This is a genomic window from Hyphomicrobium sp., from assembly GCF_003987855.1.
Lineage (GTDB): Bacteria > Pseudomonadota > Alphaproteobacteria > Rhizobiales > Hyphomicrobiaceae > Hyphomicrobium_B.
Genome location: NZ_RXIZ01000004.1, coordinates 285,877 through 312,797 on the forward strand (window position 1 = coordinate 285,877; position 26,921 = coordinate 312,797).

Genomic DNA, 26,921 nt, shown 5'->3' on the forward strand with positions numbered 1-26,921 from the left:
GAACGCCTCTGCGCTATAGTGCCGTTTTCAGGCGCGGGGTGCTTGCCCGCCGCCGAGCCAAACGCTAGCACTCCCACCGACCGAATTCCCGAACAGTTGAGCAAGGATTGTTAACCGATGACGACGCACACCCTCCTCCTTCTTCCAGGCGATGGCATCGGCGTCGAAACCATCGCGGAGGTCGAGCGGCTTATCGCGTTCTTCAATGCCAAGAGCAACGCGGTCCAGTTCACGACTGAGCGCGATCTCGTCGGCGGCGCTGCCTACGACGCGCATGGCGTCTCCATCACCGAAGAGGCGATGGCGAAGGCTCAGAACGCCGACGCCGTGATCTTCGGCGCGGTCGGCGGACCGAAGTGGGCGGAAGTCCCCTATCAACATCGCCCCGAAGCGGGTCTGCTACGCTTGCGCAAGGATCTTGGCCTCTTTGCCAATCTTCGCCCCGCGATCTGCTATCCGGCCCTTGCCGATGCATCGAGCTTGAAGCGCGAACTTGTCGAGGGCCTCGACATCATGATCGTGCGCGAGCTGACGGGCGGCGTCTACTTCGGCGAACCGAAGGAAATCGTCACGCTCGAAAACGGTGAACGTCGCGCCGTCGATACGCAGGTCTACACCACCCACGAAGTCGAACGGATCACCAAGGTGGCTTTCGACCTCGCGCGCAAGCGTCGAAACCTCGTCCACTCGGCCGAGAAGCACAACGTCATGCGTACCGGCGTGCTCTGGAAGCAGGTGACGACGGAAGTCCACAAAACCTACGCGCCCGACGTAAAGCTCGAGCATATCCTCGCCGACAACTGCGCCATGCAGCTGATCCGCAATCCCAAGCAGTTCGACGTGATCGTCACCGATAACCTGTTCGGCGATGTCCTGTCGGACGAAGCTGCGATGATGACGGGGTCGCTCGGCATGTTGCCGTCCGCCTCTTTGGGTGCTCCTGATCCCAAGACAGGCCGCCGCAAGGCGCTCTACGAGCCGGTGCACGGCTCCGCGCCGGATATTGCCGGCCAGGGCCTTGCCAATCCGATCGCGACGATCGCGTCGTTCGCTATGGCCCTGCGCTATTCCTTCGATCTTGGGAAGGAAGCAGATTTCGTCGAACAGGCGATCGCCAAGGTGCTCGATAAAGGTCTGCGCACCGGCGACATCATGCAACCGGGCATGACGAAGGTCGGCACCGGCGAGATGGGCAAAGCCATCGAAACCGAGCTCAAAACCCTCGCAGCTTAGGGATCGGCATCCTCGAACGAGAACGGCAGCCGCGCTGGCGGCCGGCTCCCCGCAGGGAAGTCGCCAGCGCCATCAGACAGACGGCTCGTCCTTGCAGGCGCTCGGCTGTCCTTGGATGGCGCCGCGCGCCGTCCATCGCGGCTTGCCGCCTTCGGGCCCTGGAACCGCCTGCTCGGTACGTGAGACGAAGTAGAATTCATAGCAGTTCGTATCGACGCGCATGACACGGTAACAGCCGCCGGTTTCGTCGAAGTCATAGATGGTGCACAGGGAGCCCTGCGTGATCGACCAGTGGCCGCCAAGCGTCATTCCCCGCTCGACGTAGCTCAGGCGACCGTTGCTGCCGTAATGCTCGCTAAACGCCTTCCCGCTCGCATAACGCCCTTCGATGGTGGCATTTGAGAAGCGCTGCAACTCCGCATCGTTCAGCCACGCCGATATGGCGGCCGATCGCGGCATAGGGCCCGCCAGGCTGAAAGCGGTCACTGCGGCTGCGAGGATCAGAAGCTTTTGCAAGAAACGCACGTCACCTCAGCCCTTCGCGGCGGTTTCGATCATCGGATTATGCTTCCAATAGTGGGGCGCCTTCGCGGCCGTCTCCAGAACCTTCTGTAACGGGCTGACGCTTAAGATCGGGGTAAGAGCGCGGATCCCTCCAACTCTCGGCACCAGCGGCCTTGACGCGCCTTGAAACTCGCGCCCGAGCCGCGTATGTGAACGCCCAGCGAACAGACGCTGCGTCCAGGCGTGATTCTGGCGCAAAACCCGCAATTTCAAGGACCTGAAAACTCATGGGCTACAAGGTCGCCATTGTCGGCGCCACCGGCAACGTTGGCCGCGAGATGCTGAACGTGCTCGCCGAGCGGAAATTTCCGATCAGCGAGCTTTACGCCCTTGCTTCGCGCCGCTCGATTGGAACCGAAGTTTCGTTCGGTGACTCGGTCATCAAATGCCGCGACCTTGAGAACTTCGACTTCGCGGGCGTCGACTTCTGCTTGATGTCGGCAGGCTCCACCGTTTCGAAAGAGTGGTCGCCGCGGATCGGCGCACAGGGCGCGATCGTGATCGATAACTCGTCCTGCTGGCGCTACGACCAGGACGTGCCGCTCATCGTGCCGGAAGTGAACAGCCACGCAATCCGCGGTTTCACGAAAAAGAACATCATCGCCAACCCGAACTGCTCCACCGCTCAGCTTGTGGTGGCGCTAAAACCTCTGCATGACGCGGCGACGATCACCCGTGTCGTGGTCTCGACCTATCAATCCGTCTCGGGCGCCGGCAAGGACGCCATGGACGAGCTCTGGCAGCAGACCAAAGGTAAGTACGTTCCGGGCCAGGAACTCGAACCGAGGAAGTTCCCGAAGCAGATCGCCTTCAACTGCATTCCTCACATCGACGTCTTCATGGAAGACGGCTACACCAAAGAGGAATGGAAGATGCTGGCCGAGACGAAGAAGATCTTGGATCCCAAGATCAAGCTGACGGCGACGTGCGTCCGCGTGCCCGTCTTCGTCGGTCACTCGGAGGCCGTCAACATCGAGTTCGCCAAGCCGATTACGCCGGAGGAAGCACGCGACATCCTGCGCGCCTCACCAGGCATCATGGTAATCGATAAGCGCGAGCCTGGCGGCTACATCACGCCGGTTGAAGCGGCCGGCGAATACGCGACGTTCGTCTCCCGTATCCGCGAGGACGCGACCGTCGAAAATGGCCTGACGATGTGGATCGTCTCCGACAATCTTCTGAAAGGCGCCGCGCTCAACGCCGTGCAGATCGCCGAGACGATCGTCAATCAGCGGTTGCTGCCGCAAAAGGCGGCGTGATCCGCCCTTTATCGCAAGCTTGAAAAAAAGAAGCGCCGGCAAGTCACTTGCCGGCGTTTTCTTTTTCCCTGATCTTGTTGAGTGTTTGCACGATCGAGCTGAGGTCCTGCAGAAAGCGGTCGCGCTGCTGCGCCGGCAGGCTCGACAGGATGCGCTCATCGACGCGGCGCGCCATCGGATCGTGTGTCTTGAGCACCCTCGCGCCTTCTTCCGTCAACTTGACGGCGTAGGCCCGCGCGTCATCGCGCGTGCGGCGGCGCTGAAGCAAGCCCTTCTTGAGCATCCGCCGGACGACGTCGGCAAGCGTCGACCGATCGATGCCGGTCATCTCGACGAGCTGCGTCTGATTGAGCCCTTCGTTCTGCGCGACGGTCAGGAGAATCGCAAACTGCCGCGGCGTGAGATCGTCAGAACCTAACTCGACCTGGAAGATTTCCGCTGCACATTGCCCCGCCCTGTGCAGCAAATGCAAAGGCGACCGTTCGAGACGGTTGCCTGCAGTTTCTCGTGCCATTCAATGCCCCACCGGTCTTGTCGCGCGGAACGCCAGAGTTGCTCGGCGCGTGAACAAAACCACTCATCTTTCGAATACTGAACAAGAAACACTACGCGTGGCCGCGCGTCCAGCAAAATTGCAGAAGCCATTGCAAATTAGAACGATTCCTAGCGTGCGCCGCAAAAGCCTGCACGCTGCGCGCAGTGTCGATCAGTCGACCCGCGGACCGCTGTCAGCTGCACCGGACGCATCGTATTTTTTTAAAATGCCGATTTGCGCCATCGCAAACACGAACGTCAGCGGCATGATGCCGAAGACTTTGAAAGTTACCCAGGTGTCGGTCGAGAAGGCGCGCCACACCACTTCGTTCAACACGGCCAGCACGAAGAAAAATAGCGCCCAGCGGATCGTCAGCACGCGCCAGCCGTCTTCTGTCAAATGCATGACGTCGCCGAACACGATCTTCAGGAAAAGTTTCCCGAACATCAGACCGGCAAGCAATATCGCTCCGAACAGACCGTTTACGATCGTCGGCTTCAATTTGATGAAATGATCGTCCTGCAGATAGATCGTGAGACCGCCGAACACTAAAACGAATATTCCCGTGACGAGGGGCATGGTCGCGACCCGCCCAAGCAAGAAATGCGACGCGATCAGCGACACCACCGTCGCCGCCATGAACGCCGCCGTACCGGCAAAAATTCCATAGTGGCTGTTGGTGATGAAAAACACGAGCAGCGGTCCAAGCTCGATCATCAACTTTATGATCTGCTTGCGATCGAGGTGCGGACCTTCGCTGGCGTTCGACAGCTTGTTCTGCTCGGACATGGCTTTGGTCCTTATTCGTGCGCAGGATCGGGCAGCCGATACTTTTGCATCAATCGCGTGAGCACCCAGGCATAAAGCCCCGACACCGGAAGCACAATCGCGACCTTGAACAGGATCCAGACATTAACGCCGCTCATTTCATGACCGAAGATCTGATAGAGGTGATCCTCGACGTAAACTCTGCGCACGTATTCGTTGGCAGCAGCCGTCAGAAAGAAGAAAAGCGCAAAGCTCCAGGTGAACTTGTTCCAGCCTTCATCCGTGTAGCGGAAGGTCTTCTCGAAGACGTACTGGAAGAAGTTGTGCTTCACGAACAATCCGCCGATCAGAAAGATGCCGAACAGCGCATTGAAGATCGTCACCTTGATCTGCACCCACATCGGATCGCCGGTGATGATCGTGAGCGTGGCGAATGCCACCGTCACGCTCGATGCGATAAGCGGAAAGATCGGCGGCCGGTGGAACATGTAGAACATCACCCCGATCGCCATCATGGTCGTGATGATCAGCGCCCACGTGCCGGCGTTGATGCCGAGTACGGCATTGACGATGAACATCGTGACGAGCGGTCCGAACTCGCTCAGAATATTGATCGTCTGCTCGGCATTGAAGGGAAACCAGCTCTTTCGGGCTGGCGCGGCAGAAGCATTGCGAATGTTCACGTCTTGCGTCATTAGGCGATTCCGTTCCCCCAAGGCTTATTTTCCGGCGATGGCATGCGCGAACTCTGCGGCCGAAAAAGGCTGCAAGTCGTCCGCGCTTTCACCAACGCCGACGGCGTGAACCGGCAAACCGAATTTGGCTGCGATCGCGACAAGGATGCCGCCACGCGCCGTTCCGTCGAGTTTCGTCATGACCAACCCTGTTACGCCTGCACGGTCGCGAAAGACCTCGACTTGCTGAAGTGCGTTTTGACCCGTCGTCGCATCGAGCACAAGGACAACGTCGTGCGGCGCACTCGGATCGAGTTTCTTTAGAACGCGCGTAACTTTCTCGAGTTCTTCCATCAACACTTGCTTATTTTGAAGACGGCCCGCCGTGTCGAGCAAAAGCACATCCGCGCCCGATGCTTGCGCCTGTTTCAAGGCGTCAAACGCAAGGCCTGCCGAATCGCCTCCGACATCACGCGCGATAACCGGACACCCCGTTCGTTCGCCCCAAACCTTCAACTGGTCGATGGCGGCCGCGCGAAACGTATCGCCGGCGGCCAGCAAAACCGATTTGCCTTCGGATCTGAATTTTGTCGCCAGCTTGCCGATTGTGGTCGTCTTGCCGGTACCGTTGACGCCCACCATCATGATGACGTGCGGCTTATGCGACGCCTTTATGACAAGCGGCTTGGCGACAGGTGTAAGAACCCGCTCCACCTCGGTTGCGAGAACGTCGCGCACCTCGTCACCGGAGATGCCCTTTTCGAAGCGACCTTTGCCGATTGCCGCAGTGATGCGGCTCGTCGTTTCCAAGCCGAGGTCGGATTGGATCAGAAGATCCTCAAGATCATCGATCGTCTCGGCGTCGAGTTTTCGCTTCGAGAAAAGATCGGTAATTCCCGTTGTCAGCTTGGATGAGGTTTTGCCAAGCCCCGATTTCAGCCGCTGAAACCAGTTCGCCTTCGCTGGAATGGGTTCGGCCACGGCCTTCGGGTTTTCATCGGGCAGCAGGACTTCAACCTTGGCCTCTGGCTGCGCCTCGGTTGCAACCTCTTCCGGCTGCGGCTGCGATCCACCCTTGAAGAACCGGCCGAACAGTCCCTTGCCTTTGTCTTTCTGCTCGCTCACGCCGAGGCCTCACCGACGAGATGCTGCTGATCGGCGCCGGTGATCCGGGTCCGGATGATGGCTCCGGCCGCACCGGGCTTGTCGCCTTGGAAGACCACTTCGGCAAAATGCGGCGTGCGTCCTTTGCCGGCGCCTTCGATGAGCACGTCGACGACGCGGCCCGGCTGAGACTGAAGGTAAGAAGAGAGCACTGAACTTCCTTTTTCACGCAGCCTTGCCGCGCGTTCCTTGATGGTCGTGCCGGAGAGTTGCGGCATCCGCGCAGCCGGTGTCCCGCGCCGCGCCGAAAATGGAAAAACGTGCAGATACGTCAGGCCGCACTCATCGACGATACGATAAGAATTCTCGAACATCGCCTCGGTTTCCGTCGGAAATCCTGCGATGAGGTCAGCGCCGAAGACGACATCCGGGCGGATCTTTCGGGTTTGCTCGCAAAAGGAGATGGCGTCGGCGCGCAAGTGACGGCGTTTCATGCGCTTCAACGTCAAGTCGTCGCCCGCCTGCAACGACAGATGCAGATGCGGCATCAGGCGTTCCTCGTCACGAAGCGCAACCATCAGATCCTGGTCGGCTTCAACCTGATCGATCGACGAAAGACGCAGGCGTTTGAGCTCTGGCACGTGCTTCAGCACTTGGCGGACGAGCTTCCCAAGCGTTGCGGCTCCTGGAAGATCGCGGCCATACGACGTTATGTCGACGCCGGTCAAAACGATCTCGGCATAACCTTTTTCGACGAGCGCTCTGACTTGCGTGACGATCTCGCCGGCAGCAACCGATCGCGAAGGGCCACGCCCGAAGGGGATGATGCAAAACGTGCAACGATGATCGCAGCCATTCTGAATTTGCACATAAGCGCGGGTGCGCGATCCGAAACCGTCGATCAAATGCAGCGCCGATTCCCGCACGCTCATGATGTCGTTGACCTGAACGCGCGCGCCGGTTTCGAGAGACAATCCCGCGAACGTTTCCGCCTTGGTCTTTTCATCGTTTCCTACGACGTGATCGACTTCCGGCATCTCGGCGAAGCGCTCGGGCTCGATCTGCGCCGCGCATCCCGTCACGATGATCCTCGCTTCGGGCTGCTCGCGACGAAGCCGGCGAACGGTTTGCGCGGCCTGCCGCACGGCTTCGTTTGTTACGGCGCACGTGTTGACGATGATCGCATTGTCGAGCCCAGCCGCGCGCGCGTGACGGCGCATGACCTCGGACTCATACGTATTGAGCCGGCAGCCGAGCGTGATCACTTGGGGTTCGGACATGAAACGCAATCGTCTCTTTTCTGAAAACGTCCGGATGGCCGCACGTCGTGTTCGGCCTGCGCGACTAGACGGACACCTTGGTCAACTTGGAAAAATCGATGGCCCCTTCGTACTCGAACTCCACAGGGCCCGTCATGAGGATGCGATTGTTCTCCGCCCATTGGATATCGAGAGCGCCGCCGGGCAGCGTGACCGCCACTTGGCGACCGGTGAGCTTCTTGCGTGCCGCGCAAACGGCTGCCGCGCACGCTGCCGAGCCGCAGGCGAGCGTCAGGCCTGCGCCGCGCTCCCAGGTACGAAGCAGGATCGATGCGTCCGACGTCACCTGCGCCAGCGAGATGTTCGCGCGCTCCGGAAAGATCGGATGATTTTCAAGCAACGGCCCGAATCGGCCAAGGTCGTAGGCCTCCACGTCGTCGACCCAAAACACGGCATGGGGATTGCCGACATTGACGACGGATGGCGAATGCAAGACGGGATTATCGATCGGTCCGACTTGCAGCTCGATCGCACGAGTGTCGCGGAATTCCTCCGCCAGCGGAATTTCCTGCCAGCCGAACTTTGGTTCGCCCATGTCGACCGTGATCGAAGCCTGATCCCGGACGATGGTTCCGAGAACACCAGCACGCGTTTCAACGAGGAACCGGTCTTTGGCGCCGCCCTCCGACAGGAACCACCCGACGCACCGCATACCGTTGCCGCACGCGCCGGCTTCCGATCCGTCCGCGTTGTAAATGCGCACATAGGACAGGGTCCCGCTCGTGCGCGGCGCGTGAAGAACCATCATCTGATCGAACCGCGAAATCCGGTCCGCGGCGACAGCTGCAACCTCCTCCGGGGTGAACGTCTTGGCGCTGTTACGCAAATCGACGACAACGATCTCGTTGCCGAGGCCGTTCATCTTAAGAAAAGGGAGGGTCGCCGCCGTGTTCATGGTGGCCTATATGGCGAGATCCGGTGCAAATGACAATTCCGAACGCTAATACTGGGGCGGACCTCGCGGCACAGGGGGCAGAAACATTTCACCCCTTGTCCTCCCGCGGGAACAAACTTTCTTTCCCGGCCGTTAGGAAGCTTCGAAAACCACCAAGTTGTTCTCTCCCCGCGTCGTTTTCTTTCCCGAGATCCCGATGACGCACTCCGACTACAACGCCCTCCTCTTCCGCATTGCTCTCGCCCGTGCCCGCCCCTGCTATTGCTATGGGTGCATCTGCCTGACCCCAGATGAGCGCGCCTATGAACGCCGCGTCTTCCGATTGGCGAGGGCCTGGAGCAAGGCTCTGAAGCGCGCGGAGAAAAAAGCGAACCATCCGACCGCCCGCTAGCCCGGCCTCGGGTGTGTGTCGGCCGAGCACTGCCCGTCCAAATTCCCGCGCCCGATCTTGCGACGCCGGCGAAATCGGCGCACAGGTTGCTCGTGGTTAGGGTGTTGGGGGCATCTTTCCGAATGATGAGGATCCTGCGCGGCGCTGCAGCGGCTTGCCTTGGCGGCCTGATCGCGCTTGCCGCCGCAAGCTCCGGCGCCGCCGCCGGGGATATGCTCTACGCCTTGAAGATCGGCGCCCTCGCGCATGACGTTCCCGGACTTTGGAGCGGCTTCCAAGTCGAGAAGAACGCCGTCGACATCAATATCGAAGCTCAATTCAACGCCGCGCTCGCTTTGCCGTGGGGCGCGATCCGGCCCGTGATCGGCGGCTCGATCAATACGCGCGGCCAAACGAGCGACGGTTATATCGACGCGCGTTGGCAGGGCGATTGCCCATCGGGGCTGTTCTTCGGCATCGGTCTCGGCGCCGCCATTCACGATGGCGAAATCGGCGGCCCCGGATCCGATCCCGATCGCAAATGGCTGGGCTCCCGCGTGCTCTTCCACATCCCGATGGAAGTGGGCTACCACCTCGATGCCCACAACGACATCTCGGTCTATTTCGAGCACATGTCGAACGCCTACACCCAGACGTACAACGAGGGAATGGACCGCATCGGCGTCAGATACGGCTACCGGTTCTGAGAGCGGCGGTCCGCGGCGCCCACGCTCTACTCGGCCGCGATCGGTTCCTCGTCGTCCACCCGCTGATCTTCGATACCTGGTAGATCGAAGCCATCGATCTCTTTCAGCGCTTTGCCGGCGATGCCCTGAAGGTCGCCGATCATCCCTGCGGTTGCGTCGAGTACGATCGTGATCTGCGCCTCACGCTTGGCCCAGATCTTCATCATGGCTTTGCGTTCTTTGTCGAGGTCCGCGCGCATTTCGGTGAATTTTTCGACGATCGCGCCGACGCGCCGGCGAAAATGCGGACCCGTCAGATACTCGTAGACGAGCTCCATTTTGGTCTGTTGACCTTCGCCCGCGACGCGTACAGTCGCGACTTCGATGAGGAACTGACGCAAGGCCAGCGCGACCGGGATGGCGCAACGAAATTCCGAAACCCAAACGCCATCGACACTATCGAATGTGTGGACGCCTTTCGGTAGCGCGGTCGAGACGATGATCGACACGTCGGCCTTCGCACGTCTCTGGTCTTCCTTGAGTTTCGCGATCCAATCTCCGCCCCAGGCTTTCGTTCTTTTGCTCTCCCACAGGATCGTTCCGCACGACGCCCCCGACGGGCCGACGACCCGTTGAATGAGATCGCCACCGAATTCGCCTTTCCCGACGGGCTCGAACGCGTCGAACGGGAACTTGGCCCGCAGCATGTTCTCAAGCTCCAGTTCCAGCACCTCACCCTGGAGCTGTTGCGAACCCTGCTCGGCCTTGCGCTTCAACTCCTCGATTTGCCGCTGCATGCCGGCGATCTGCTCTTCCTTCTCCTTGACGCGCAGACCCAGCGCTTCCTCGGCTTCCTGCTTGGCCTTGACACGTTCGCCATCGAGGCCCGCGGTAATGCGCGTTTGAATCGTCAATTCCATCGCGCGCCGCTCGTCGTCGAGCTTTCTCTCTTTCTCCACGAACTCGGCTTGCGCCTTCTGCGCGTCTGCGAGCTTCTGATTGCGCTCTTGCAGAATCTCCTGAAGCTCGGACAGCTCTTTGGACTTTGCGTTGATCTCGTCTGCCGCGCGAAGCTTCGCCTTCGCGGCCTCTTCGCCGGCAATGCGTTGGCGCTCGGCGGCAAGCTTCTGGGCGACAATATCTTCAAGTGAAGACCGCGCTTTCTCCAAAGCGCTTGCCTGCTCCCGGATCGCGGCTTCCTTCGCTGCGATCTCACGGTCCTTCTGTACCGCAGCTGCCTCGAACTGGCGCTTGGTCTGCGCGATAAGCGGCGCCGCCAGCGACTCCGTAAGAGGAATGCGCGTCTGGCAGCTGGGGCAAGTGATTGTTGGCTCGGTCAAAACTCAAATCCCTCTGAACGCATCAGATAAGTCTATGTTCTCTTTTTGTTCTCGTCAAGCCCGCGTTTGAGCGTGATCCTTGTGCGAGTCGCGGATCGAGCTGAAGCGCCGAAACGCATCCAGGCCGATTCTGCCGTTGACAGCAGGGACCTGCTCCCCCATACCCACCCCATTCCGACGGCCTGATCTCAGAGCCGCCGCCCTGCACATGGCCTTTTCTCGCGAATGGGTCCGGGAGGCAGGGGGGTTAACATCCGGCAGCGCGTAGCGCCCCCGGGTGCGTTTTGTGTTTTGCACTTGCAGGAGACGAGCGGCGACATCACTTCGACGAGCGCAGCGAGGCGAACGGCCAAGGGCCGCCAACACGTTGCGCCGCCCCCGCGTAGGCGGGAGCGAAGCGACCTAACCGCGACCGCAACATATGTTTCAATCGCTCACAGAACGCCTCTCCGGCGTCCTCGATAAGCTCACCCGCCGCGGCGCTCTGACCGAGAGCGACGTCAGCGAGGCGATGCGCGAGGTCCGCCGCGCCCTTCTCGAAGCCGACGTCGCCCTCGACGTCGTGAAAGACTTCACCGAGAAGGTGAAGGCGAAGGCCATTGGTGCTGAGGTGCTGCGCTCGGTCACTCCCGGGCAGATGGTCGTCAAGATCGTCAACGATGAACTCGTCTCGACGCTGGGATCGACCGCCGAGCCGATCGATCTTCATGCGGCCCCTCCCGTCGGCATCCTGATGGTCGGCCTGCAGGGCTCGGGCAAAACGACGACGACGGCCAAGATTGCGTATCGGCTCACGAACCGCGAGCGCAAGAAGGTCCTGATGGCCTCGCTCGACACGCGCCGTCCCGCTGCGCAAGAACAGCTGCGCGTGCTTGGCGAGCAAACCGGCGTTGCAACACTTCCGATCATCGCCGGACAGAACCCGCTTCAGATCGCACGTCGCGCCGAAGACGCAGCCAAACTCGGCGGCTTCGATGTCGTGATCTACGATACCGCTGGCCGCGTCACCGTCGACGAAGAGTTGATGGACGAGGTCCGCGATGTCAAAGCCGCGATCCATCCGCACGAAGTTCTGCTCGTTGCCGACGCGCTCACCGGCCAGGACGCCGTCAACACCGCGAAAGCCTTTGATGGCCGCATAGGCGTCACCGGCATCGTATTGACGCGCGCGGACGGTGATGGCCGCGGCGGCGCGGCGCTGTCGATGCGTGCCGTCACCGGCAAGCCGATCAAGCTCATCGGCGTCGGCGAAAAGTGGGACGCGCTGGAGGATTTCCATCCCGGCCGTATCGCTTCGCGCATTCTTGGCATGGGCGACGTCGTCTCGCTCGTCGAGAAGGCCGCGCAAACGATCGACGTCGAAAAGGCGACCAAGATCGCCGAGAAGATGAAGAAGGGGTCGTTCGACCTCGAAGACTTGTCCGACCAGCTTGCGCAAATGCAGAAGCTCGGCGGCATGGGCGGCGTGCTCGGCATGCTTCCCGGCGTCGCCAAGATCAAAGGCCAGATCAACGAGGCCGGTCTCGACAAGAGCCTTGTCCATCAGCGCGCGATCATCTCGTCGATGACGCCAAAAGAGCGCCGCAACCCGAAGATCCTCGATGCCAAGAGGAAGCGCCGCATCGCTGCGGGCTCCGGCACGAAACCCGAGGACATCAACAAGCTGATCAAAATGCACCGCCAGATGGCGGACATGATGAAGTCCATGGGCCGCAATGGCGGGCTGATGAACAAGTTCCTCGGCCGCACGGGCGCCGGTCCTTCGGAAGCTGAATTGCAGTCGATGCAGGCTGAGCTCGCGAAGCTTGATCCCAAGGCGCTCGAACAGCTTCCGGCCGAACTCAAGGAACAACTCGCCAGCGGCGTCCAGCCATCAACGCCCGGATCTGGCGGAATGCCCAATCTGCCACCCGGGTTCGGGCGCGGCTTGCCCGGTTTGGGCGGCGGGCTTCCAAAAGGATTGCCGGGCCTTGGCGGCGGAATGCCGAAGTTCCCGGGTATCCCCGGAAAGAAACGATAATCTTCAACCAAGTTCACACGATTTGATCAGGAGAAGAAAAGCATGTCGGTGAAAATTCGTTTGTCGCGCGGTGGCGCGAAGAAGCGTCCCTACTACTACGTCGTCGTCGCTCACGGCACCAGCCCGCGCGATGGCCGCTATATCGAGCAGATCGGCACCTTTGACCCGATGCTGAAGAAGGACGATCCGAACCGCGTGAAGCTCGTCGAAGACCGCGTCAAGCATTGGCTCGGCGTAGGCGCCCAGCCCACCGATCGTGTTCTCCGCCTGCTCGACGGCAAGGGGCTTGCGAAGCGCACGGCTCAGAACAACCCGGAGAAGGCAAAGCCGAAGAAGAAGGCTCAGGAGCGCGCCGCCGCCGCCGCCGAAAAAGCCGCCAAGGCTGCCGAAGCCGCCCAGGGCGAGCAGGCCTGATACTCGCGAACTTCGCGGTTTCAAAAGCCTTCCGGGCGATGCCCGGAAGGCTTTTTTGTTGCAGATCCGACTGGCCCGACTTTTGGACGTATTCGACTTTCGATAGTTAATCGGATCTTTAGGTGCGAAAGTGAACCAAAGAATATGTTCAGAAGGTCTCTTCGAGGTCGTGCGCGTGCACTCGACCCGGATCGCGCCTGCAACCAGTCGACTCATTTTGGCATGCCGCGGCGACCGCCTGCTGGGAGCAGACCAAACGGGCCGGGTCTACATGGGGCGGCTGCTGCCGCAACGCCTACCCACCACCCGCAAGCTTGTCTTGCAGGGGACCTACGACATCCCGCTGCGCTGCCGGCCCCTTCGCGACATCCGCAACCGCGCGAGCTTCCGCCTGCCGATCAGCGGCGAAATTGATCCTTTGGCACGCTTTCAACACACCAGCGTCTGGGTCGGCAGCCGAAGGATCGATATCGAGATTAGTTATCTCGGCCCCTTGCCCGCCTGACCGTTGCACGGCATCAAGGCCGCCATGTCGACTGAAAACAAACCACGCCGGATCCTCGTCGGGGAGTTCGCAGGCGCCCACGGCATTCGTGGCGACGTCCTGGTCAGAAGCTATACCGAAACACCGGACGCCATCGCGAGCTATGGACCGCTCACCGATGCGTCGGGACAGAAAAGCTTCACGCTGCGCGTCGTCCGCGTCACCAGCAAGGGCATCGTCGCGCGCGTCGCCGGCATCACCGATCGCAACGGCGCCGAACCTCTCCGCGGCACGAAGCTGTACGTGGATCGAGCCAAGCTTCCCTCGACCGGCGCAGCTGAATTCTATTACGCCGATCTGATCGGTCTGCGGGCCATAGCCGAAGACGGCAGTCCGATTGGCGAGATTGTCTCGGTGCAGAATTTCGGCGCGGGCGATCTTCTCGAACTGAAACCCCTCGAAGGCGAGACCGAATTCATCCCCTTCGAAAATCGCTGGGTACCAACGGTTGATCTCGACCAGCGCCAAGTCGTGATCGTCCGGCCGAAAGCCGCCGAAGAAGACGATGACGAAGATGCTCCGGATAGCGAAGCAGCAGGCTCCTAAACGGCTTCGCCGCGCGCGAGCTTCGGTAAATCGCCGGTAACACCAGCGGCTTCCGATATGATCATATCTTTCAGGCTGGGTATGCGATCGAGCACGCCCAGCGCCGCTCCGCGGCCAGCGCGCAACACCATGCTGTCGGCCGAGAACGCACGATTGAGGCCATCGTAGAGCGACGCTGACATCGTGGAATCAAAACGCCGCCAGCGTTGGTAACGCTCCAGATGCGTGCCGTTGCCGAGATCGAGCCCGATGCGTCCTGCATCCGCCAATACTTCGACCATGGCAGCCGCATCCCGGAAGGCGAGATTGACGCCTTGTCCCGCGATGGGGTGTACGCCGTGAGCAGCGTCGCCCACGAGCGCGAAGCGAGGCGAGATCAGCCGCCGCGGCACGCGTAGGTCGAGCGGCCATGACTGTCGCGGCCCATCGAGCGCAATGGCGCCGAAACGGCCGCCGATCCGAAGATCGAGTTCGCTGAGAAACCCGGCATCGTCCAGTGCCGCCATACGGGCGGCTTCTTCCTTGCCGGCGCTCCACGTGATGCACGCGCAATTAGCCGTGAGCGGCAGAATGGCGAATGGCCCACCCGGCAAAAAATGTTGGATGGCGACGCCGTTGTGGGGCTCTTCGAATTTCACTCGGGCGACAATGCCCGTTTGCGGGTAGCCCCAGCCGATGGTTCGAATTCCGGCCGCATCGCGCAGCTTTGATTGCCGTCCATCGGCGGCGATGGTGAGCGCCGCGCTGACGATCGTTCCATCGCGGAGCGTCAGTTCGCTCGCATTGTCGTCCCAATGCGCATGTTCGATTTCGCCCGGCGTGAACCAAGTCACGGCAGGGTCCGTCGCCACGGATTGATAAAGCGCGCTGGCGAGCACCGACGCCGGCACGATGTAGGCCGCAGGCCATCCATCCGGAGTTCTGGCATCGTAGGTGACGAGAGCCGGGCGAAAGGCATCGTTGACGCGCGAGTCGGAGATCTCGATCGACGTGACGGTCTCCGCATCATCGCGAATTCGATCCCAGACGCCGAGGCCGGCGAGGATCTTTTGAGTTCCCGCCCAAATCGCGAAAGCGCGGCTATCGTCGCTGTGTTCTGTTGCCGGCTGCGCTTTATCGACGATCGCAATGCGCACGTCGGGGCCCAAAGCCTGCGCCAATCCGCGCGCGACCGCCAGTCCCGCGAAACTGCCGCCGACAATAGCGACGTCAAAATTCAGTTTTGCCATGTCCGCTCGCTATCCGCCGCTACGCGATATGCTTCACCTGCTCGTCATTGCAACATACAACGTCGTCACGAGCGGGCCTCTCGGCGCGCTGCTTAGCATAGACGCGAAAGTCCGCCATGACAGCTTCCCTCCAATCTTACCCGGCCCTTGAAGGCCTTCTCCGGACGCTGACGCTGGAGCGGTTGGAGGACAACCTTTTCCGCGGGCCGCGTGCAAGCGAGGGCTGGCAGCGTGTATATGGCGGGCTTGTCTTGGGTCAGGCCCTCGTTGCCGCAGCATCAACGGTTGACGCCGCCCATCCGATCCACTCGCTTCATGGTTACTTTTTGCTGGCTGGCGATCCCGAACGCGAGATCGTCTACGACGTCGAGCGCATCCGCGATGGCGGCAGCTTCACGACCCGGCGCGTTCGCGCGGTCCAGCACGGACGCGCCATTTTCTCGATGAGCGCCTCGTTTCACAAGCAGGAGGAGGGCTTCGAGCACCAAGACCCGATGCCCGACGTCCCGGAACCGGAATCGCTGCCGACGGCCCGGGAGGTTCTAGATGCCGCTACCGCAGAACTACCCGAAAGCATGCGCGCCTATTGGCGCCGCGAGCGGCCGATCGATGTCCGGATTGTTGACCCCACGAGATATGTGAGCCGCGAGCCCAAGCTTGCCCGCCAGTCGATCTGGCTGCGGTCGAATGGCCCTCTCGACAGTGAGAGCCCCTACATCCACCAGGCCGTTCTCGCCTACGCCTCGGATTTCACGCTGTTGGACACAGCGCTCGTAGCCCACGGCAAGCTTTTGTTCGACTCCGACATCCAGCTGGCGAGCCTCGACCACGCCATGTGGTTTCACCGCCCGTTCCGCGCCGACGATTGGCTGCTCTACACCCAAGACAGCCCGAGCGCGTCCGGAGCACGCGCCTACTGTCGAGGTGCCGTCTATGACCGGCATGGCCGCCTTGTAGCATCCACCGTTCAGGAAGGTCTGATGCGTCCGCGCGAAACCGCATTCCTGCTCAAGTAATAAGCATTTTCTCCGAAATGCACAATTTTCATGCTTATTTTGTAGGCTAGCGCCGCATAAATTTCATTCAACCGTAAACTTTTCGTTGCCTTTTCAACGCGTTGAGCACGCGTTTCCAAACTGGCACGCGTCTTGACTCCTATGACGCGAAGTTTGTGTCCCGGCGTGGGGTCGCAAGCTGTTTGTCGAGCACCCGGTTCAGCCGGTCCAAATAGAAAAGGGGGCCCTATGAAGCTCATTACCGCGGTAATCAAGCCTTTCAAGCTCGAGGAGGTTCGCTCCGCGCTGACCGACCTCGGCCTTCAGGGCATGACCGTCACTGAAGTGAAAGGCTATGGCCGTCAGAAGGGCCATACCGAAATCTACCGCGGCGCAGAATACGCCGTGAGCTTTCTGCCCAAGATCAAGATCGAAGTCGTCGTTCCTGGAGCTCAGGTCGATAAGGCGCTCGCTGCGATCCAGCGCGCAGCCAAAACCGGTCAGATCGGCGACGGAAAAATCTTCGTTTCGCCCATCGAGCACACGGTCCGCATCCGCACCGGCGAGTCGGACGACGACGCGCTCTAGGCTCACAAGCATCGCATTTTTAAATTTATCAGGGAGCACTCACATGGAGTTTAGAAAAGTAGCGCGATACGCAGGGGTCTTGGGGGCCCTCGGCGCGATTGCGCTTTTCGTTGAACCGGCGCTCGCCCAGCAGGCAGCAACAGCTCCTGCCGCGCCTCCGCCGCCGGTTCCTAACAAAGGCGACTCCGCCTTCATGTACATCGCCTCGGTCCTCGTGCTTATGATGACCGTTCCTGGCCTAGCGCTGTTCTACGGCGGCCTTGTCCGCACCAAGAACATGCTGTCGATGTTCATGCAGGTGTTCGCAACGCTCTGCCTCGTCGCGATCCTTTGGGTTCTCTACGGCTACTCGATGGCATTCACCAACGGTGGCTCTCTCAATGATTTCGTCGGTGGCTTCTCGAAGGCCTTTCTCAAGGGTGTCGACTCGACCACGCTGGCCGCAACGTTCTCCAACGGCGTGTACATCCCTGAATACACCTACATCATCTTCCAGATGACGTTCGCGTGCATCACGCCGGCGCTTATCCTTGGCGCCGTCGCCGAGCGACTGAAGTTCTCGGCTATGCTTGTGTTCATGGCTCTCTGGGCTACGTTCATCTACTTCCCGATCGCGCATATGGTCTGGTACTGGGGCGGTCCGGATGCATTCGGCAACGCTGCGAAGGCGCTCGCTGCCGCAACGGGCGATGCCAAGGCACAGGCTCAGGCCGCATACGACGCGGTGATGGCTGACGCCGGCATCTCGTTCAAGTGGGGCGCGCTCGACTTCGCCGGTGGCACCGTCGTTCACATCAACGCTGGTATCGCAGGTCTTGTCGGTGCGCTGATCCTCGGACCGCGCATTGGCTACGGCAAAGAGCCGATGCCTCCGCACTCGCTCGTCAACTGCATGATCGGCGCTGCTCTCCTGTGGGTAGGCTGGTTTGGCTTCAACGTTGGCTCCAACCTTGAGGTCAACCAGTTTGCCGGCGTTCCCTTCATCAACACCTTCATTGCGACCTGCGCCGCCGGTCTCTCGTGGGTGATCGTTGAATGGATCATCAAGGGCAAGCCTTCCGCGCTCGGCATGGCATCCGGTGTTGTCGCCGGTCTCGTCGCGATCACGCCTGCCTGCGGTTTCGCAGGTGTTATGGGCTCGATCGTGCTCGGCCTCGTCGTCAGCCCGATCTGCTTCTTCTTCTGCTCGGCAATCAAGGGTGCTCTGGGCTACGACGACAGCCTCGATGTCTTCGGTGTCCACTGCGTCGGCGGTATCGTCGGAGCTCTGGGTACTGGTCTCCTGGTCAATCCCGCATGGGGTGGCGCCGGTATCGCCGACTACACGTCGAAGCCGGGCGAGTTGGTTGCTGGCACCTACGACATGGCCACGCAGATGATCTCGCAGGCCAAGGCCGTCGGCATGACGCTTGTCTGGAGCGGCATCGGCTCTGCAATTCTCTTCAAGCTGGTGGATATCATCATTGGTCTCCGTCCGTCGGAAGAGAAAGAGCGTGAAGGCCTCGACATCACCGACCACGGCGAAAGCGCCTATCACTACTAAGACGAATTTCCCGCGGCTCACTTTCGAGGCCGCGGGATCTCACTTCATCTCCCGAGCACGCGTCTCCACCTAGACGTGCTCCACTTGGGCCCGGCGCATCCGTCGGGCCCTTTTTATTTTCCTAGAGAACGACGAGTTCGCAGCGCTTCGGCAGCAGCGCGATCAGACGGCGCAGGTCGCGTTCGCGCAGAGCGATGCAGCCTTCAGTCGGAGCGAAGTCGGGACGCGCAATGTGCATGAAGATGGCGCTACCGCGATTGCGGACACGCGGCACGTCGTTATAGGCGAGCACCACGACGACGTCGTAAAGCCCGTCGCCTCGCCAGAGACGCTCCGCGCTCGCCGGATACGGCAGTTTGACAGGCCGGTTGTAGTTGCGATCACACGGACTATCGCACCATCCGTCATTGCGCCGAATGGCGCGCGTCTTGAGTACGCTAAGCGGCGGCTTCACACCGGAGCGGACCATGATTTGCCGCACGGGAAAGCGCCCCAGCGGCGTCGCGCCGTCGCCCTCGCGCTTCAAAGCCCGCATCCCCGACCGCCCGAGCGCACATGGCAGCCGAAGGGCTCCCATTTGGACATGCCCCCGGCGCGCGGCCCGCGACAGCGCTTTAACGACGATCTGCGCGCTGGATGCCTGGCCTCCCCTCGATCCGGTCCTCAAAGGAACAGCCCTTCCCATCACCCGTTTACGCCCAGAGCCTTTGTTCGCGGCGCGCACGATGCTACTGTCCCGGGCTAAAACAAGGCAAGAAACTGGAGCTCCGTTAATGAGCACGGCCCGGAAGGTCCTTCTCGTCGATGACGATGAGGATTTGCGATCATCATTGAAAGATCAGTTGGTCCTGCACGACGAATTCGAGGTTTCCGAAGCCGGAACGGCAAGCAAGGGGATCGAAGCCGCCAAGACGGGCCGGTTCGACCTCGTCGTCTTCGACGTTGGCCTGCCCGATATGGACGGTCGCGAAGCCGTGAAGCTGTTGCGAAAGTCCGGCTTCAAGACGCCGATCGTCATGCTGACCGGCAATACATCCGACGCCGATCAGATCTTGGGGCTCGATGCCGGCGCCAACGATTACGTTCTCAAGCCGTTCAAGTTTGCTGTTTTGCTGGCCCGCATTCGCGCTCAACTCCGCCAGCATGAGCAAAGCGAAGATGCCGTGTTCGCTATCGGCAACTACACCTTCAAACCGGCCTCGAAGCTGTTGATCGACGAAGCCGGAAGCAAGATCCGCCTCACCGAGAAGGAAACTTCGATTCTAAAATACCTCTATCGCTCCGGCGATAAGGTCGTCTCCCGAGACGTCCTGCTGCACGAGGTCTGGGGCTACAATGCCGGCGTCACCACTCACACGCTCGAAACGCACATCTACCGGTTGCGACAAAAGATCGAGAAAGACCCCTCCAATGCCGAGCTGCTGATCACCGAGAGCGGCGGCTACAAGCTCGCGCCCTGAGGCATCCGGGCGTTTTCACGTGAATCTCTCGTTTGAGAGTTGTTCACCAGCGATCCACAGCGGGTTGCCGGGCGGGGGCAAAGGCATGTTCCTGATTCTCCAGCGAGTCAGATATCTAAACTCCGTTCGCCCATTCGTGCGAGTTCACGGCGAACCAGTGCCTCGCGTGCGTAGAACACCTGGAGTTTCGAATTGGCGATTGATGCTCTGGTCAGACCGCTACTGGCTTTGCCACTGTTCCGCGGACTGTCCCCGCTTCAGCTGACCGAGATCGTCCGCCGCGCCGAACGCATTATTTTTCGGCCGGGCGATGCACTCGTGGTTGAAAACGAGGAGGCTGATGCGGCCGTGGTCATCATCTCCGGCCCGTGCGTTCGCATCGACGATGTCGGCGATCGCACCACGAGATCGCGTGGAGAGGTCGTCCCAGAAGGTTCGATGCTCGCCGAACTTGCGATGCTGATCGACTTCGTCCACACGACCACAGTCATCGCACAGGGGCCGGTGAAAGCTCTGCGACTGACGCGCGAAAGAATGCGCGAGCTAATGGACGAGGATCCGGCTCTTGCTGAGCATTTCAGCGCCTGTATTTTCAACAGACTAAAACTGTTGGCGGATGAGCTAAAAAGTATTGATAGCCTGATCGGTGACGCTAGGATCCCGGCTCAAATTTCGGCGCCTGTCGGCAACACGTCAGCGGCGCAGACGATCTGAATTTCGCCTTGAGCGCGTTCCAACTTTCGAAGCTTTGGGTACCCCCAGAAACAAGGGCGCCCAGTTCCGGGGGGAGGAACTGGGCGCTATGCGCTTGTCGCGCTCGGCACCGGGAGGGAAGCCGGTACCAGAGGCGGCGTCTTCGGCTAGACGGGGGGCACTACCGAATACAGGGTGACGCCACCTGCATGCAGATGACTTAAGCCCAAGATGCTAAAATTCAATAGGGCTTCCGCGACTACTTCACGAAAATGTGAACATTTACCCAAACTTATCCACAGGATGGGTATTGCATCGCGTCAAAAGGGCAACAGACTGATTTGCCGAGCAAAACGCCTCTACGGAGAGGCGTTTTTGGGCCAAAGTGGTTGAATTTTAAACAAATTTCCGTCGAGGTCATCCGATTTGATGAGTTGTGAAAGCTCGATTCGGGTGTCCTGGCCCTGGGCGTCGGTGGTCACCCATTCTTTCAGTTCGAGCGCCGGCTTGGTCGAGAGGAACAGCTTGATGCGGCCGGGCGAATTGGGATCTTTGTCCTCAAGCGTCAGCACGATCAGGTCCTCGGACTGCTGGACCTCCATGATCTTGGCATCGCGAATGAGATTAACGTCGTTGCGCAGAAGCAGCCGGAACGGCGTCTGATCGAGCGAAACGCGATCCTCATTGTTGAGGTCGTGATCCTGAATCGCGAGGTTCTGCCCGTCGGAGACGATGACCTGCTTTGACGGCAGGGCGTAGTCGAAGCGGAACCGGCCCGGTCGCTTGACCATGAATTTGCCCTTCATCTTCTTGTTGTCGGCGTCGATCTGCACGAACGACCCCTTCAGACTTTGAAGAGATTGGAAATAGGCGCTGACCTGATCGACGAGCTTTGTCTGACGCGCATCGAGCGTGATGCCGTCTGGGCTATTTGCCGGCGCGACTTCACTGCTCCAGCCGTTGACCGCTGCCTTCTTGGCAGGCTGTGGATTGACGAGGGTATTCGTCGGACCGTCCGGATCTTGCGCCGCGGCCACTCCACAAAACGCTGCGGAAAGCGCCGTCGCAACGGCAGCCCCGCGCAAAAAATCTTTCATGCTTTGTCCCATTCGTGGCCCCCCACAGCCCCGAAGCCCCATCTCAAGGGGGCTCTGCACGCGAATTACGGTTTCAACAAAGATTGCGTCCAGAACTAGGCGACGAACCGTGAATACGCCTGTGTGGGTAGAGCGAACGCAACCTCACTGGCAAGCGGCGCAACGGCCCGCTCCACGATTTTCTGAATTATCGCCGATCAAACAGCGCCATCAGGCCGCAGCATCCGAGCCGCCGCTACGCCCCATCAGGATTTCACGCTTCCCGACCGAGTTGGCAGCCGAAATCAAGCCTTCTCGTTCCATGCGCTCGATCAGATCCGCCGCGCGATTGTAGCCGATCGACAGACGGCGCTGAATGTAGCTTGTCGACGCCTTTCCATCGCGAAGAACGATAGCAACGGCGCGATCATAAAGATCATCATCGCTCGCTTCGCGAATCCCGGTCGCAACCTCGCCGTATTGCGGACCATCGGTAATGCCGTCGACATACTTGGGAGCAGCTTCGCGACGCAAAGCGTCGGCGAAGGCGACGACCTCTTCATCTGACACGAACGCACCATGGACGCGCACGAGCTGCCCGGCGCCCGTCGAATAGAGCATGTCGCCTTGACCGAGCAATTGTTCCGCGCCCTGCTCATTCAAGATCGTCCGGCTATCGATCTTCGATGTCACCTTGAACGAAATGCGCGTCGGGAAATTCGCCTTGATGGTGCCCGTGATGATATCGACCGACGGCCGTTGCGTCGCCATGATGAGATGGATGCCCGCTGCCCGCGCCATCTGCGCCAGACGTTGCACGGATGCTTCGACCTCGCGGCCGGCGACGATCATGAGATCGGCGAACTCGTCAACGATGATGACGATGCGCGGCAACGGCTCAAGATCCATCTGCTGCGTTTCGAAACGCGCCGCGCCGGCCTTGTCGAAGCCAGTTTGCACCGTCCGGGACAGCATTTCGCCCCGCTTCTTGGCGTTGCGCACCCGGTTGTTGAAGACGTCGATATTGCGCACCGACAGCGCGGCCATGCGCTTGTAGCGCTCTTCCATCTCGCGCACCGCCCAGTTGAGAGCGGCGACCGCCTTGTGCGGATCGGTGATGACAGGCGTGAGCAGATGCGGAATGTCATTGTAAACTGACAACTCCAGCATCTTCGGATCAATCATCAGCACGCGACAGTCGTCGGGCGAATGACGATAGAGCAGCGACAGCACCATTGCATTGATGCCAACCGACTTGCCCGAGCCGGTCGTGCCGGCAACGAGCAGATGCGGCATGCGCGCAAGATCGGCAACCACGGGATCGCCGCTGATCGACTTGCCGAGGCCGAGGGGCAGCCCGGTCGCATCCGACTTGAAGGCATCGGCTTCGAGAATCTCGCGCAACAAGACGGTTTCGCGCCGCGCGTTGGGAAGTTCGAGGCCAATAGCGTTACGCCCCGGAACCACCGCAGCGCGCACACTGGCGACGCTCATCGAGCGCGCGATGTCTTCGGCCAGGCCAATCACGCGCGAAGACTTCGTCCCGCGAGACGGTTCGAGTTCGTAAAGCGTGACGACCGGGCCGGGCCGGATATCTTTCACTTCGCCCTTGATGCCGAAATCGGCCAGCACATCTTCGAGCAGCCGCGCATTGCCGCGCATGACCGTCTGCGAGAGTTCGGGCCGCGGCTTCTGCGTGCTCGGCCGCTTGAGCATGTTGAGCGACGGACGCTTCCAAACCGGCACCGCGCGCGTCCGCGCCATGCTTGCGAGCAAGCCGTTACTCGTAATGGGCTTTACGTCTATCGGCTCTTCCGCGTCCTCTTGCACGACGGGTCTCTGCCTCGGCGCTGGCATCGGCATCTCAAGATCAGCGTCATCATCGCGCAACTGAGCAGCGAGACCGGAGGCGGGCGCAAATCGTTTGGCGATCGCCCGGCTCGATTCGGTCGTTTCATCGAGATCGAGTTCATGCTCGATGCCGTCCAGATCGTCATGCTCAAGGGAACGGGGAGTGCGCGTTTCTGGAGCTTTAAGCGATTGTTTGTCAGCCACCGCCGCGGCTTCGTCCGTACCTTGAGGACGCGATCGCGCCATCCGCTCGGGATTGAGGTCCAGCGTCGGCGTTGTGTCGCCAGCAAAAGCGTCCAGGGAACGATAGGTTTGAGCCTCGGACGCCTCGCCGGTATTTCGCTTGAACCAGCCTCTGCGCATGCGTTCCGCGCCGTCGGCAAGCGATGAGCGCAATGTCGCCGCGTCTTCGAGACGCCGCTTGCTGGACGCATAGCGAAGCCCCGAACTCAGCGAGCGCAGAAATCCCATCATCACCGTCTCGGCCTCGAAGCCGATGGCCTTGCCGCACGTCTGCACCGCCGCTGCCAGCAGCACGACACCTGCCGCAACGGGTGCGCGTTCCTCGTTCAGCATCGAAAAGAGCTTCAGCGCCAGGTGATAGACGCCGTCGCCAAGCAACCCGCCATACCCGTGGCGCAGAGGCCAGCCTCCGAGCACCGGGAGCGCCGAAATGGCGCCAGTCAGCGCTAAGACCGACAGGGGATAAAAACCAAGCTTCAAGCGGCCATTGGGAACACGCTCCGAGCGGAGCATGTCGATACCCCAGACTACCGGCGCGATAAGCGCGAGCACGGCACCGAAGCCCAGCATCTGAAAGAGAAGATCCGAGACGATTGCGCCGACTGGGCCAGCGTAGTTATGCGTGGGAGCTGTCGTCGTGTGCGTCAGGCTCGGGTCGAGAGCCGACCAGGAAACGAGACTGATCCAGAGGAACGCGGTTGAGCCAAGCAGAAGGGCTCCGCCAAAGCGGCCCATCCAGCTTAAAAGCCTATCCTCCAAAGATTGCGGCAGCAGCCGCTGAGGATCGATTCCTCGCGTATCCAGCGACATCGGAGCGAACGTACTCTTTAACGCAGCACGGAACTCGTGCGTTCGAGCGCTTCCTGAATCGTCTGGGCGTCCTGCACCATGGCGACGCGAACATAGTCCGCGCCGGGATTGGTCCCGTCTCGTCCCGTCTGAGCCAAAAAGCTACCGGGAATAACCTTGACGCCTGCGCGTTGCCATAAGGTTACCGCCGCCTGAGCACCCCCGCCGAATTGACTCATATCGAGCCAGAGACAGAACCCCCCCGCGGGCCGGATATAGCCGTAGCGGTCACCTAAAACTCTGTCTGCAATAAGAAATTTTTCGCGGTAGGCCTCTCGCGAGCGTTCGACGTGACCTTCGTCTCGCCAAATCGCGGCCGAGGCATGTTGCACAGGCAACGGCACAGTCGGCGCGCACATGTTGCGAACTTCACCATAGGCTTCGATGAAGCTGGCGTCACCCGCACAAAATCCAGACCGCAACCCCGGAAGGTTCGACCGCTTCGACAGCGAGTTGAAGACGATGAGATTGCGGAACCGGTCCGGCGTTGCTGCGGCGACCTCCAGCCCCCCGATCGGCGCCGCCTCCGTGTAAATCTCCGAGTAACACTCGTCGAGGAACAGCATGAAGTCGTGCGCCCGCGCGAGCTCCAGCGCTCTCAGAATATAATTGCGATCCGCCACCGTGCCCTGTGGGTTCGACGGCGAGTTGATGAACAGGGCGACCGTTCGCGCCAGCAGCGCTTGGTCTTGTGCGATCTCATCGAGATCGGGAAGAAAACCTGTAGCCCTCGTCGCGTTCAGATAGACCGGCTCGGCACCAACCGCGATCGCGCCGGCCACATACGCCGAGTAATAGGGGTTGCACATGAGAATTGCGGGCTGGCCTTGAACCTCTTTTCGGCCCACGGCAGGCAAGCACGCGAAGAACAAGCCCTCGCGCGACCCGCTCAGCATCAAGACTTCGCGTTCCGCGTCGACGCTCGCCCGAGGCAACGAATACCGCCGCGTCAACCATTCAGCGATCGCGTTTCGCGCATCTTCGGCGCCACGGATCGGCGGGTACTTGCCATAGAGCGCCGTGGCCTGGTTGAGCTTCTCTTGTATGAAGTCCGGCATCGCCTCGCGCGGCTCACCGATCGTCAACTCGATCGGCCGCTCATGCCCAGGCGGGACACCGGCAAGAAGCTTGCGGAGCTGAGTGAAGGGAGACGAAATCGCGCCGGACGTTAGCGAAGAAAGTGGGTGAGCCATCAGCGGACAATCGATTCTTGGTCTGCGCGGCTATCGCATGCCCTGGCCGCTGAGGGAAGGGCGGAAAAGTGCCGTCACGACCTCACGTTTGACAGGCTCTTTGAAGCCGGGGCACCGAAAATTCGGTGGAACTCCCGCGAAAAGTGAGGCTGATCGTAGTAACCGGCCGCGTGTGCGGCAGCCGTAAGATTTGTCCCTCGCACCACCTCCGCGACAGCCGTCCTCATCCGTCGCCACGCTGAATAGCGATTGTAGGACACGCCGACATGCTCCCTGAAGAGATGCTGGAAACGAGACACGGATAGCTCTGATGCGATCGCTGCCGACGAAACCCTAGGCGGCAAGGCACTCGTGCCCTCGTATTCGGCCCCGTGACCGGCAGTCATGCCCTGGAGCGCCGCGCGAATTCGGCGATCGAGGACGCGGCTGCATTGCCTTTGCGCAAAGCGAACGAGATCGGTCACGGCCTCGCCAGCCCAGCATGCGCTTGCGGAATCTTCATAGATCGCCCGGATCGATCGGCGTTCCAGAAAGGCGCCGACAACCGCGCCACTCAATTCCGATGTATCGCGAAGAAGCGATCCGAGACCTTCCGCCCCGATCTCATCCGGCTCGACATAAATGACGGACAACGGCTGCCCGCGCGCATCGAACTCATACGCCGTTCCCGCGCGAATGATCGCCGCTCGGCAGGAAAGCCAATCGCTGTCCTTCAGGCGGAGAGAGAACTCGTCATAGACACCGGCAAGAAGCACAGTCGCACTGTGCGTGTGAAGAGCATTGCGGCCGAGACAACCTGCAAACAGCATTCGCTTATCGCCGACATGCCACAACGGCCTGAGCTGCCGATCGTGTACCGCAGCAGAATCGTACAAGCCTGTTTCTCCCATAACGCCTAGCGTTCGGCATTCCGATAGTCTTGCCTAGGAT

The 26,921-nt window shown here is 60.6% G+C and carries 27 protein-coding genes; 13 read left to right on the plus strand and 14 right to left on the minus strand.

The genetic code is table 11. The features are described 5' to 3' along the window. Nucleotides 1-117 precede the first annotated feature (117 nt). Nucleotides 118-1,233 carry a 3-isopropylmalate dehydrogenase gene (gene leuB, locus EKK30_RS03655; RefSeq protein WP_290980376.1) on the plus strand — a complete coding sequence of 372 codons (1,116 nt, stop codon included), beginning with the start codon at nt 118-120 and terminating at the stop codon, nt 1,231-1,233. Between the two features lie 72 nt (nt 1,234-1,305). Here the strand turns inward: leuB and EKK30_RS03660 are convergent, their stop codons facing one another. Next, nucleotides 1,306-1,758 (minus strand): hypothetical protein, encoded by a 453-nt coding sequence (locus EKK30_RS03660; RefSeq protein ID WP_290980379.1) that lies wholly within the window; start codon nt 1,756-1,758, stop codon nt 1,306-1,308. Nucleotides 1,759-2,024: 266 nt separating this feature from the next. Here EKK30_RS03660 and EKK30_RS03665 point away from each other — a divergent pair, with 266 nt between their 5' ends. Beyond that, complete coding sequence (locus EKK30_RS03665) at nt 2,025-3,056, plus strand: aspartate-semialdehyde dehydrogenase (protein ID WP_290980382.1); 1,032 nt, start codon at nt 2,025-2,027, stop codon at nt 3,054-3,056. 43 nt (nt 3,057-3,099) lie between these two features. Here EKK30_RS03665 and EKK30_RS03670 read toward each other — a convergent pair whose 3' ends face one another. From EKK30_RS03670 to dapF, 6 genes are all read right to left on the minus strand, one after another. Continuing rightward, complete coding sequence (locus EKK30_RS03670) at nt 3,100-3,570, minus strand: MarR family transcriptional regulator (protein ID WP_290980385.1); 471 nt, start codon at nt 3,568-3,570, stop codon at nt 3,100-3,102. Nucleotides 3,571-3,762: 192 nt separating this feature from the next. Next, the gene (locus EKK30_RS03675) at nt 3,763-4,380 is read right to left on the minus strand and encodes a septation protein A (RefSeq protein ID WP_290980387.1); all 618 of its coding nucleotides are present in this window, start codon (nt 4,378-4,380) and stop codon (nt 3,763-3,765) included. A gap of 11 nt (nt 4,381-4,391) precedes the next feature. Continuing rightward, a complete protein-coding gene (locus EKK30_RS03680) occupies nt 4,392-5,054 on the minus strand; it encodes a septation protein IspZ (RefSeq protein ID WP_290980391.1) in 663 nt (220 codons plus the stop codon). 24 nt (nt 5,055-5,078) lie between these two features. Further along, nucleotides 5,079-6,158: a signal recognition particle-docking protein FtsY gene (gene ftsY / locus EKK30_RS03685; protein WP_290980394.1), complete on the minus strand. Its 1,080-nt coding sequence runs from the start codon at nt 6,156-6,158 to the stop codon at nt 5,079-5,081. Continuing rightward, nucleotides 6,155-7,417: a tRNA (N(6)-L-threonylcarbamoyladenosine(37)-C(2))-methylthiotransferase MtaB gene (gene mtaB, locus EKK30_RS03690; protein ID WP_290980397.1), complete on the minus strand. Its 1,263-nt coding sequence runs from the start codon at nt 7,415-7,417 to the stop codon at nt 6,155-6,157. The genes ftsY and mtaB overlap by 4 nt, the downstream gene beginning before the upstream one ends. 64 nt (nt 7,418-7,481) lie before the next feature. Next, on the minus strand, nt 7,482-8,351 hold the full coding sequence (dapF, locus tag EKK30_RS03695) for a diaminopimelate epimerase (RefSeq protein WP_290980400.1): 870 nt from the start codon (nt 8,349-8,351) through the stop codon (nt 7,482-7,484). Between the two features lie 196 nt (nt 8,352-8,547). Here dapF and EKK30_RS03700 point away from each other — a divergent pair, with 196 nt between their 5' ends. Beyond that, nucleotides 8,548-8,742 (plus strand): hypothetical protein, encoded by a 195-nt coding sequence (locus tag EKK30_RS03700; RefSeq protein ID WP_290980403.1) that lies wholly within the window; start codon nt 8,548-8,550, stop codon nt 8,740-8,742. A gap of 122 nt (nt 8,743-8,864) precedes the next feature. Continuing rightward, nucleotides 8,865-9,428: an acyloxyacyl hydrolase gene (locus EKK30_RS03705; protein ID WP_290980406.1), complete on the plus strand. Its 564-nt coding sequence runs from the start codon at nt 8,865-8,867 to the stop codon at nt 9,426-9,428. A 26-nt stretch (nt 9,429-9,454) separates the two neighbouring features. Here the strand turns inward: EKK30_RS03705 and EKK30_RS03710 are convergent, their stop codons facing one another. Next, entirely contained in the window at nt 9,455-10,747 is a 1,293-nt protein-coding gene (locus EKK30_RS03710) for a DUF2130 domain-containing protein (RefSeq protein ID WP_290980409.1), read from the minus strand. A gap of 421 nt (nt 10,748-11,168) precedes the next feature. Here EKK30_RS03710 and ffh point away from each other — a divergent pair, with 421 nt between their 5' ends. From ffh to rimM, 4 genes are all read left to right on the plus strand, one after another. After that, nucleotides 11,169-12,767: a signal recognition particle protein gene (gene ffh, locus EKK30_RS03715; protein ID WP_290980412.1), complete on the plus strand. Its 1,599-nt coding sequence runs from the start codon at nt 11,169-11,171 to the stop codon at nt 12,765-12,767. 42 nt (nt 12,768-12,809) lie between these two features. Then, nucleotides 12,810-13,181 (plus strand): 30S ribosomal protein S16, encoded by a 372-nt coding sequence (gene rpsP, locus EKK30_RS03720; RefSeq protein WP_290980414.1) that lies wholly within the window; start codon nt 12,810-12,812, stop codon nt 13,179-13,181. 130 nt (nt 13,182-13,311) lie between these two features. Next, nucleotides 13,312-13,686, plus strand: a complete 375-nt coding sequence (locus tag EKK30_RS03725) for a hypothetical protein (RefSeq protein ID WP_290980416.1) — start codon at nt 13,312-13,314, stop codon at nt 13,684-13,686. Nucleotides 13,687-13,710: 24 nt separating this feature from the next. After that, on the plus strand, nt 13,711-14,271 hold the full coding sequence (rimM, locus tag EKK30_RS03730) for a ribosome maturation factor RimM (RefSeq protein WP_290980419.1): 561 nt from the start codon (nt 13,711-13,713) through the stop codon (nt 14,269-14,271). Here rimM and EKK30_RS03735 read toward each other — a convergent pair. Beyond that, nucleotides 14,268-15,500 (minus strand): FAD-dependent monooxygenase, encoded by a 1,233-nt coding sequence (locus tag EKK30_RS03735; protein ID WP_290980422.1) that lies wholly within the window; start codon nt 15,498-15,500, stop codon nt 14,268-14,270. The two genes, rimM and EKK30_RS03735, sit on opposite strands and share 4 nt — an antisense overlap. Nucleotides 15,501-15,616: 116 nt before the next feature. Between EKK30_RS03735 and tesB the strand changes: the two genes are divergently transcribed. The 3 genes from tesB (at nt 15,617) to EKK30_RS03750 (ending at nt 18,626) form a co-directional block, all read left to right on the plus strand. After that, nucleotides 15,617-16,516 carry an acyl-CoA thioesterase II gene (gene tesB / locus EKK30_RS03740; protein WP_290980425.1) on the plus strand — a complete coding sequence of 300 codons (900 nt, stop codon included), beginning with the start codon at nt 15,617-15,619 and terminating at the stop codon, nt 16,514-16,516. Nucleotides 16,517-16,744: 228 nt separating this feature from the next. After that, nucleotides 16,745-17,083: a P-II family nitrogen regulator gene (locus EKK30_RS03745; RefSeq protein WP_013950212.1), complete on the plus strand. Its 339-nt coding sequence runs from the start codon at nt 16,745-16,747 to the stop codon at nt 17,081-17,083. Between the two features lie 43 nt (nt 17,084-17,126). Further along, nucleotides 17,127-18,626 (plus strand): ammonium transporter, encoded by a 1,500-nt coding sequence (locus tag EKK30_RS03750; RefSeq protein WP_290980437.1) that lies wholly within the window; start codon nt 17,127-17,129, stop codon nt 18,624-18,626. Nucleotides 18,627-18,747: 121 nt separating this feature from the next. On the opposite strand, the gene EKK30_RS03755 is transcribed toward EKK30_RS03750, so the two are convergent. Next, a complete protein-coding gene (locus EKK30_RS03755; protein WP_290980440.1) occupies nt 18,748-19,203 on the minus strand; it encodes a L,D-transpeptidase family protein in 456 nt (151 codons plus the stop codon). 196 nt (nt 19,204-19,399) lie between these two features. Here EKK30_RS03755 and EKK30_RS03760 point away from each other — a divergent pair, with 196 nt between their 5' ends. Both EKK30_RS03760 and EKK30_RS03765 read left to right on the plus strand, forming a co-directional pair. Beyond that, complete coding sequence (locus EKK30_RS03760; RefSeq protein ID WP_290980444.1) at nt 19,400-20,086, plus strand: response regulator transcription factor; 687 nt, start codon at nt 19,400-19,402, stop codon at nt 20,084-20,086. A gap of 192 nt (nt 20,087-20,278) precedes the next feature. Next, nucleotides 20,279-20,800, plus strand: a complete 522-nt coding sequence (locus tag EKK30_RS03765) for a cyclic nucleotide-binding domain-containing protein (RefSeq protein ID WP_290980447.1) — start codon at nt 20,279-20,281, stop codon at nt 20,798-20,800. A 338-nt stretch (nt 20,801-21,138) separates the two neighbouring features. Here EKK30_RS03765 and EKK30_RS03770 read toward each other — a convergent pair whose 3' ends face one another. The 4 genes from EKK30_RS03770 to EKK30_RS03785 form a co-directional block, all read right to left on the minus strand. Beyond that, a complete protein-coding gene (locus EKK30_RS03770; RefSeq protein WP_290980450.1) occupies nt 21,139-21,876 on the minus strand; it encodes an outer-membrane lipoprotein carrier protein LolA in 738 nt (245 codons plus the stop codon). Nucleotides 21,877-22,086: 210 nt separating this feature from the next. Further along, on the minus strand, nt 22,087-24,759 hold the full coding sequence (locus tag EKK30_RS03775) for a DNA translocase FtsK (protein WP_290980453.1): 2,673 nt from the start codon (nt 24,757-24,759) through the stop codon (nt 22,087-22,089). Between the two features lie 17 nt (nt 24,760-24,776). Beyond that, complete coding sequence (locus tag EKK30_RS03780; protein ID WP_290980456.1) at nt 24,777-25,991, minus strand: aminotransferase class I/II-fold pyridoxal phosphate-dependent enzyme; 1,215 nt, start codon at nt 25,989-25,991, stop codon at nt 24,777-24,779. A gap of 74 nt (nt 25,992-26,065) precedes the next feature. Next, a complete protein-coding gene (locus tag EKK30_RS03785; RefSeq protein ID WP_290980459.1) occupies nt 26,066-26,866 on the minus strand; it encodes a helix-turn-helix transcriptional regulator in 801 nt (266 codons plus the stop codon). Between the last annotated feature and the right edge of the window lie 55 nt (nt 26,867-26,921).